The organism is Curtobacterium sp. 22159, from assembly GCF_052045775.1.
GTDB lineage: Bacteria > Actinomycetota > Actinomycetes > Actinomycetales > Microbacteriaceae > Curtobacterium.
The window spans coordinates 47,365-55,227 of the sequence record NZ_JBQEPN010000007.1 but is presented as its reverse complement, the minus strand read 5'-3'; the positions used below and the strand labels follow the sequence as shown (position 1 = coordinate 55,227).

10 protein-coding genes are annotated in these 7,863 nt (G+C 71.3%); 9 read left to right on the top strand and 1 reads right to left on the bottom strand.

Annotated features, from left to right (window positions below):
• Nucleotides 1-18: 18 nt before the first annotated feature.
• On the bottom strand, nucleotides 19-663 hold the full coding sequence (gene lexA, locus ACTJKO_RS09800) for a transcriptional repressor LexA (RefSeq protein WP_440688132.1): 645 nt from the start codon (nucleotides 661-663) through the stop codon (nucleotides 19-21).
• A gap of 235 nt (nucleotides 664-898) precedes the next feature.
• Between lexA and ACTJKO_RS09795 the strand changes: the two genes are divergently transcribed.
• The 9 genes from ACTJKO_RS09795 to scpB all read left to right on the top strand — a co-directional run bounded on the left by ACTJKO_RS09795 (nucleotide 899) and on the right by scpB (nucleotide 7,852).
• Nucleotides 899-1,264, top strand: a complete 366-nt coding sequence (locus tag ACTJKO_RS09795) for a LysM peptidoglycan-binding domain-containing protein (RefSeq protein WP_440688130.1) — start codon at nucleotides 899-901, stop codon at nucleotides 1,262-1,264.
• 62 nt (nucleotides 1,265-1,326) lie between these two features.
• On the top strand, nucleotides 1,327-2,433 hold the full coding sequence (locus tag ACTJKO_RS09790; protein WP_440688128.1) for a histidinol-phosphate transaminase: 1,107 nt from the start codon (nucleotides 1,327-1,329) through the stop codon (nucleotides 2,431-2,433).
• Entirely contained in the window at nucleotides 2,430-3,032 is a 603-nt protein-coding gene (gene hisB / locus ACTJKO_RS09785; RefSeq protein ID WP_440688127.1) for an imidazoleglycerol-phosphate dehydratase HisB, read from the top strand. The genes ACTJKO_RS09790 and hisB overlap by 4 nt, the downstream gene beginning before the upstream one ends.
• On the top strand, nucleotides 3,029-3,664 hold the full coding sequence (hisH, locus tag ACTJKO_RS09780) for an imidazole glycerol phosphate synthase subunit HisH (protein ID WP_440688125.1): 636 nt from the start codon (nucleotides 3,029-3,031) through the stop codon (nucleotides 3,662-3,664). The genes hisB and hisH overlap by 4 nt, the downstream gene beginning before the upstream one ends.
• A gap of 91 nt (nucleotides 3,665-3,755) precedes the next feature.
• On the top strand, nucleotides 3,756-4,502 hold the full coding sequence (gene priA / locus ACTJKO_RS09775; protein ID WP_440688123.1) for a bifunctional 1-(5-phosphoribosyl)-5-((5-phosphoribosylamino)methylideneamino)imidazole-4-carboxamide isomerase/phosphoribosylanthranilate isomerase PriA: 747 nt from the start codon (nucleotides 3,756-3,758) through the stop codon (nucleotides 4,500-4,502).
• 4 nt (nucleotides 4,503-4,506) lie between these two features.
• Nucleotides 4,507-5,340 (top strand): SseB family protein, encoded by an 834-nt coding sequence (locus ACTJKO_RS09770; RefSeq protein ID WP_440688121.1) that lies wholly within the window; start codon nucleotides 4,507-4,509, stop codon nucleotides 5,338-5,340.
• Nucleotides 5,341-5,444: 104 nt separating this feature from the next.
• Nucleotides 5,445-6,323 (top strand): ParA family protein, encoded by an 879-nt coding sequence (locus tag ACTJKO_RS09765; RefSeq protein ID WP_440688119.1) that lies wholly within the window; start codon nucleotides 5,445-5,447, stop codon nucleotides 6,321-6,323.
• Entirely contained in the window at nucleotides 6,307-7,179 is an 873-nt protein-coding gene (locus ACTJKO_RS09760) for a segregation and condensation protein A (protein WP_440688117.1), read from the top strand. Before ACTJKO_RS09765 ends, ACTJKO_RS09760 begins: the two co-directional genes overlap by 17 nt.
• On the top strand, nucleotides 7,169-7,852 hold the full coding sequence (gene scpB / locus ACTJKO_RS09755; RefSeq protein WP_440688115.1) for an SMC-Scp complex subunit ScpB: 684 nt from the start codon (nucleotides 7,169-7,171) through the stop codon (nucleotides 7,850-7,852). Before ACTJKO_RS09760 ends, scpB begins: the two co-directional genes overlap by 11 nt.
• The last annotated feature ends 11 nt before the right edge of the window (nucleotides 7,853-7,863 follow it).

Sequence of the window (7,863 nt, the reverse complement as noted above, 5' to 3'; positions counted from 1 at the left end):
CGTCCGTCCGTGGTGGCGTCAGACCGAGCGGAGGACCGCGACCACCTTGCCGAGGACGGTCGCCGCGTCGCCGAGGATCGGCTCGAACGCCGAGTTCCGCGGGAGCAGCCAGGTGTGGCCGTCGCGCTGCCGGAAGACCTTGACGGTCGCTTCCTCGTCGAGCATGGCGGCGACGATGTCCCCGTTCTCGGCGGTCTGCTGCGACCGGACGACCACCCAGTCGCCGTCGCAGATCGCCGCGTCGATCATCGACTCCCCGACGACCTTGAGCATGAAGAGGTCGCCGGTCCCGACGAGCTGCCGGGGGAGCGGCACGATCTCGTCGACGTGCTGTTCCGCGGTGATGGGGACGCCGGCGGCGATGCGGCCGACGAGGGGGACGAGGGTCGTGGCGTCCACGTCGGGTCCGTCGACGTCCGGCGTGGGCTCGTCGACCAGGACCTCGAGCGCGCGGGGCCGGTTCGGGTCGCGGCGGATCCAGCCGCCGAGTTCGAGTTGACCGAGCTGGTGCGAGACGCTCGACAGTGACGAGAGGCCGGCAGCGTCGCCGATCTCACGCATGCTCGGCGGGTACCCCCGGCTGGCGATGGACGCCCGGATGGCGTCGAGGATCGCCTGCTGCTTCGCCGTCAGCGGCTTCTGGCCCCGCAGTTCGTCCGCCACGTCGTCTCGCCCTTCGTCGTCGCCGGGAGGTGTCGCGGGAATGTCGGTGGTCCCCGTGAGACTTGTCCCAGTCGGTCGAAACAGTATCCGACCGGCTCCGCCCGGACAAACACCTGTTCGAGCGTGTCGTCGGAAAACACCCCAGAAATCTCCGCACAGGACTTGTGCGCCGTCGCATTCGAAACTATGTTCGGTACACGACTTCGGTTCCACCGAACGGGAAGGCAAGAACGACATGAGCACCATCGCCATCGCTGAACTCCAGCGCACCGCGCCCGCCGTGCGTACGCGCCTGCGTCTCACCCGTCGTGGTCGGTTCGTCCTCACGACGCTCGCCGCGCTCCCGCTGCTGGTGGTCGTCGCCCTCGCGGTGCTGAACGGTGGCCAGGCCTCGGCCGGCAACGCCCAGTCGCACGCGCACTTCGAGACCGTCACCATCCAGCCGGGCGAGACGCTCTGGCAGCTGGCGGAGGAGACCGCGCCGAGCGCCGACCCGCGCGACTTCGTGCAGGACGTGATCACCCTCAACGCACTCGACGGCTCGGGTCTGCAGGCGGGCGAGAAGATCGCGATCCCGGCGAAGTACACGGCGGCCAAGTAGCAGCCCTGAGCACCGTCCGGACGGCCGGTCTCGGCACTCGTGGCGCGGCCTACGATGGATCGGTGGCATTCACGCTCGAAGACCTCCCGATCCGAGACGACCTGCGCGGGCAGAGCCCGTACGGCGCCCCGCAGAAGCACGTCCGCGTGCAGCTCAACGTCAACGAGAACACGCATCCCGTCCCGGCCGACGTCGCGGAGGACATCGTCGCCTCGATCCGTCAGGCGCTGACCACCGTGAACCGTTACCCCGACCGTGAGTTCACGGAGTTGCGGACGTCGCTCGCGGAGTACCTCCAGCACGACCTCGGGCCCGAGCAGATCTGGGCGGCGAACGGCTCGAACGAAGTGCTGCAGCAGCTCCTGCAGGCGTTCGGCGGGCCGGGCCGGAGCGTGCTCGGGTTCCCGCCCACGTACTCGATGCACTCGATCCTCGCGGCCGGCACCGGGACCACCTGGATCCCCGCTCAGCGCGACGACGAGTTCCGGATCTCGGCCGAGACGGTCGTGGCCGCCATCCGCGAGCACGAGCCCGACATCGTGTTCCTGTGCGGCCCGAACAACCCCACCGGCACCCCGCTGGAGATCGAGACCATCGCCGCCGCGTACGACGCGACCGACGGCATCGTGATGGTGGACGAGGCCTACGCCGAGTTCATGCCGAGCGATCGTCCGAGCGCGCTCACGCTGTTGCCCGGTCGCGAGCGGCTCGTGGTCTCCCGGACGATGAGCAAGGCCTTCGCCTTCGCCGGCGCCCGCGTCGGGTACATGGCGGCACACCCGGCCGTCATCGACGCGATCCGGCTGGTGCGCCTGCCGTACCACCTGTCGGTCCTGACCCAGGCGGCGGCGGTCGCCGCACTCCGGCACGCGCCCGAGATGCTCGCGATGGTCGACGACATCAAGCAGCAGCGCGACCGCATGGTGACCGAGCTCCAGGGGATGGGCTACCGCACCTACGAGACCTGGTCGAACTTCGTCCTGTTCGGCGGCGTGGCCGATCCGCACGCCGCCTTCGAGTCGCTGCTCGCGCAGGACGTCATCGTGCGCGACCTCGGCATCCCCGGCCACCTCCGGGTGAGCGCCGGCACCGAGGCGGAGACGACCGCCTTCCTCGACGCCATGCGCCGCGTCGCCGCCGAGCAGCCGCCGGTTAGGGTGGCATCATGACCGCGCGCACCGCCACGATCAGCCGGAGCACGAGCGAGTCGAGCGTCGAGCTCGAACTCGACCTCGACGGCACCGGACGCTCCGACGTCTCGACGAGTGTGCCGTTCTTCGACCACATGCTGACCGCGTTCAGCAAGCACTCCCTGATCGACCTCCGCGTGCGGTCGACGGGCGACACCGACATCGACGTGCACCACACGGTGGAGGACACCGGCATCGTCCTCGGCCAGGCCATCAAGCAGGCGCTCGGCGACCGGGCCGGCATCGGCCGCTACGGCGACGCGCTCGTCCCGCTCGACGAAGCCTTGGCGCAGGCCGTGGTCGACGTCTCCGGGCGTCCGTTCCTCGTGCACTCGGGAGAGCCCGCGGGGTTCGAGTTCCACCGCATCGGCGGGCACTTCACGGGGTCGATGGTGCGCCACGTGTTCGAGGCGATCACCGTCAACGCCGGCATCACCGTCCACGTCCGCGTGCTCGAGGGGCGCGACCCGCACCACATCGCCGAGGCCCAGTTCAAGGCGTTCGCCCGGGCTATGCGTCGCGCTGTCGAACTCGACCCGCGCGTCGACGGCATCCCCTCGACGAAGGGCGCACTGTGACGGCCAAGCCGAACGTCGTCGTGCTCGACTACGGCTCCGGCAACGTGCACTCCGCCGCGAAGGCCCTGGAGCGCGCCGGTGCCGACGTCACGCTGACGGCCGACAAGCAGGCGGCGCTGCGTGCCGACGGACTGCTCGTGCCGGGCGTCGGCGCGTTCGCCGCCGTGATCGACCAGCTCGAGGGGGTCCAGGGCGGCGAGATCGTCGACCACCGCCTGGCCGGCGGGCGTCCGGTGCTCGGCATCTGCGTCGGCATGCAGGTGCTGTTCTCCCGCGGGATCGAGCGCGGCGCGGACGTCGAGGGGCTCGGGCAGTGGCCCGGGACGGTCGAGGAGATCCAGGCCGAGGTCCTCCCGCACATGGGGTGGAACACGGTTGAGGCGCCGGAGGACTCCGTCCTGTTCGACGGTCTGCACGACGAGCGCTTCTACTTCGTCCACTCGTACGGTGTCACGGACTTCCCACTCGAGGCGTACGGCCCGTTCCGTGCTCCACGGCTGACGTGGGCGGAGCACGGACAGCGGTTCGTGGCGGCCGTCGAGAACGGTCCGCTCACCGCCACGCAGTTCCACCCCGAGAAGTCGGGCGAGCCCGGCATCCGCCTGCTCCGCAACTGGGTCGACTCGCTCTGAACTCGACGGCGCGCCCCCACCCTGCGCCCGGCCCTCGCGACCCCGACCCCGCGCGCCCCGATCCCGACACCGCAACGAAACCGACAGGACCATGACCGACCGCATCGCCACCCCGCCCCTCGTCCTGCTCCCCGCCGTGGACGTCGTCGACGGCCAGGCAGTCCGTCTCACCCAGGGCGAAGCCGGCAGCGAGACCTCGTACGGCGACCCGGTGTCGGCCGCCCGCACGTGGCGTGACCAGGGCGCGGAGTGGATCCACCTCGTCGACCTCGACGCCGCGTTCGGCCGTGGGGACAACCGCGACCTCATCGCCCAGGCGGTCCGCGAGGTCGAGGGCGTCGCCGTCGAGCTCTCCGGCGGCATCCGCGACGACGCATCGCTCGAGGCCGCGCTGGCGACCGGTGCCGCTCGGGTCAACCTCGGGACGGCGGCGCTCGAGGACCCCGAGTGGGCCGCGCGGGTGATCGGCACGTACGGCGACCAGATCGCCGTCGGGCTCGACGTCCGCGGCACGACGCTCGCGAGCCGCGGCTGGACCGAGGACGCCGGTGACCTGTGGGAGGTCCTCGACCGCCTCGAGGCCGCGGGGTGCGCTCGCTACGTGGTGACCGACGTCACGAAGGACGGCACGCTGCAGGGCCCGAACGTCGACCTGCTCCGCGCCGTGTGCGACCGCACCGACCGGCCCGTCGTCGCGTCCGGCGGGATCTCCACGCTCGACGACCTGCGGGCGCTGCGCACGCTCGTGCCGCACGGCCTCGAGGGCGCGATCATCGGCAAGGCGCTCTACTCGGGCGCGTTCACGCTCCCCGCCGCCCTCGACGTCGCCTCGGAGTAGCCGCGTGGCGGGCATCTCGAACGGCCGGGGCACCGGACCGGACACGCCGACGGACGGCCACCCCGACGACGCCCACACCCCGGGCGGTGCCGCCGACTCGGCCGGCTTCGCGTGGGCCGGCCGGACCTTCGAGCAGCACGACACGACGTTCGACGACGACGACGGCCTCGCCGACCCCGCGGTCGTCAACGCGATCACAGCACTCGGGGACGGCGGGTCCCAACGAGCGATCGTCGACGCGCTCCGGGCCGCGCGGCTCCTCATCCCCCTGGTCGCCGAGGCCGGCGACGTCGGGCACACCGCCGAGGGGAAGTTGGTCGACAAGACCCAGGAGCTCTCGATCGTCAGGGTCGCGGGCCCCGACGGCCGCAGCGTCATGCCGGCCTTCACGTCCGTCGACGCGATGCGGAGCTGGGACCCGGACGCCCGGCCCGTGCCCGTCGAGTCCCGCCGGGTGGCGATGGCGGCGGCGAGCGAGGACACCCAGCTCGTCGTGCTCGACCCGACGGCGCCGACCGAGTTCGTGCTCCGTCGGCCAGCGGTGTGGGCGCTCGGGCAGGACCTGCCGTGGGTGCCCTGCTTCGAGGACCCGGAGGTCGCCCAGGCCTTCGCGGACTCCGTCGTCGGCGAGCGAGCGGTGGCGCGGGTCGAGCTCGCTCCGGGGGACCCGCTCGGCCGGTTCGCCGGGGCCGAGTTGACGGTGGGGCTGGCGCTCCACCCCGGCCTCGACCAGGCGCACGTGCAGGAGCTGGTGGGGCGGCTGCAGCAGCGCTGGACGGCGGACGCCGTCATCGCCGAACGGGTGGACAGCATGCGGGTGGCGTTGCGTCGGGCGTGAGTCGCGCCTCCAGGCCAGGAGGCACGGTGCGAGCCGGTCTGCGCACTCGCGTCGCAGCGGCGGTGCGGCCCGGTCCTGTCCGGTGCCGCCGGTACGATGACGGGGTGAGCACGAACCCGACGACCACGCCCGGAACCGGTGAGACCGTGATCGGTCCGACCGGACGGCCCGTCCGGCAGTTCGCGGTGCCCGAGGAACTCGACGGCCACGGACCCGCTCGCATCATCGCGCTCTGCAACCAGAAGGGCGGCGTCGGCAAGACCACGACGTCGATCAACCTCGGCGCGGCGCTGGCGGAGTACGGCCGGAAGGTCCTCGCGGTGGACTTCGACCCGCAGGGCGCGCTGTCCGCGGGCCTCGGGGTGCGCACCCACGACATCCCCACCGTGTACGACCTGCTCATGGGCTCGATCAAGGACCCGAACGAGGTCATCCAGCCGACGAACACGCCGTACCTCGACGTCATCCCGGCGAACATCGACCTGTCCGCTGCCGAGGTGCACCTCGTGAACGAGGTGGCGCGGGAGCAGATCCTCGCGAGCGTCCTCCGGAAGGTCGCGAACGACTACGACGTCATCCTCGTCGACTGCCAGCCGTCGCTCGGGCTGCTCACCGTGAACGCGCTCACCGCGGCGCACGGTGTGCTCATCCCGCTCGAGTGCGAGTTCTTCGCGCTGCGCGGTGTCGCGCTGCTCATCGAGACGATCGACAAGGTGCGCGACCGGCTCAACCCGGCGCTGACGCTCGACGGCATCCTCGCGACGATGTACGACTCGCGGACCCTCCACTCGCGTGAGGTCATGGAGCGCGTCGTCGAGACCTTCGACGACCGTGTGCTCGACACCGTGATCGGGCGCACCGTGAAGTTCCCGGACGCCACGGTGTCCGCCCGGCCGATCACGCAGACCGCTCCGGACCACGCCGCCGCGCACGCGTACCGGCAGCTCGCCAGGGAGCTCGTCGAGCGTGGCGCCGTCGCCTGACGCCGCTCCCGAGCAGGACCAGCCCGCGCCCGCCGGGACGCAGCCCGCTCCCGCCGGGACGCAGACCGCGCCCGGCTTCCGGGTCCGGCTGAGCAACTTCGACGGCCCGTTCGACCTGCTCCTCTCGCTCATCACGAAGCACGAGCTCGACATCACCGAGGTGTCGCTCGGTGCGGTGACGGGGGAGTTCATCGAGTACGTCCGGCAGGCGGAGTCCGAGGACGAACTCGACGAGGCCAGCGAGTTCCTCGTCGTCGCGGCCACGCTGCTCGACCTCAAGATCGCCGGTCTCCTGCCGCAGGGCGAGCTCGTCGACGCCGAGGACGTCGCCCTGCTCGAGGCGCGCGACCTCCTGTTCGCCCGACTCCTGCAGTACCGGGCGTTCAAGCAGGCCGCCGAGTGGTTCGGTTCCCGGTGGCTCACCGAGTCGCGGCGGCACGTCCGGAGCGTCCGGCTCGAGGAACGGTTCCGAGCCCGGACACCCGAGCTCGTGTGGACGTTGTCGGTGCAGGACTTCGCCGCGCTCGCGACCCTGGCGTTCGCCCCGCGGGAGATCCCGACGGTCGGGCTCGACCACCTGCACGCGCCCCTGGTCAGCATCCGGGAGCAAGCCGCGATCGTGGTCTCGATCCTCCGGACCCGCGCGGACGAGGACGTCTCGTTCCGCGAGCTGGTCGCCGGGGTCTCGGAGACGGGTATCGTGGTGGCTCGCTTCCTCGCGATCCTGGAGCTGTACCGGAACGCATCCATCTCGTTCGAACAGCTCGAACCGCTCGGGGAGCTGACGCTCCGCTGGACCGCCGAGGACTGGTCCGACGAGAGCCTCGCCAACCTGGGAGCCGACTATGACGGATGACGTCCACGACACGTCCAGCGCCGAGCCCGGTGGTGCGGACGAGATGGCCGACGCGCGTGCCATCGAGCAGGAGATCCACGAGCAGCACACCGCCCGCGTGGAGCTGCCGATCGACCGGCAGCTCGAGGCGATCCTGATGATCGCCGACGAACCTCAGTCGCTCGTCTCGCTCGGCGCCGCGGTCGGTGCACCCGTGCCCGCCGTCCGGCAGGCCATCGAGCGGCTCGTCGACGACTTCGACGGTGTCGGCGGGACGATCCGCCGCGGCTTCGAGCTCCGCGAGGTCGGCGGCGGCTGGCGCTTCTACGTCCGACAGGAGCTCGACGAGGTCGTCGAGCAGTTCGTCGAGGCCGAGCGTCCGGCCCGGCTGTCCCAGGCAGCGCTGGAGACCCTCGCGGTCGTCGCGTACAAGCAGCCGATCACCCGCTCCCAGATCGCCTCGATCCGAGCGGTCAACGTCGACGGGGTCGTCCGCACGCTCGTCGCCCGAGGGCTCATCGAGGAGTCGTTCACGGACGCCGAGACCGGCGCCATCAACTACGTCACGTCCGACCTGCTCCTGCAGCAGCTCGGCATCAACTCGCTCGACGAGCTGCCGCTCATCTCGCCCCTCCTGGACGACGGTGCCGACGGCTTCGGGCAGAACGAAGGGATCCCCGATGGCCGCGCATGAGGAACACCGAC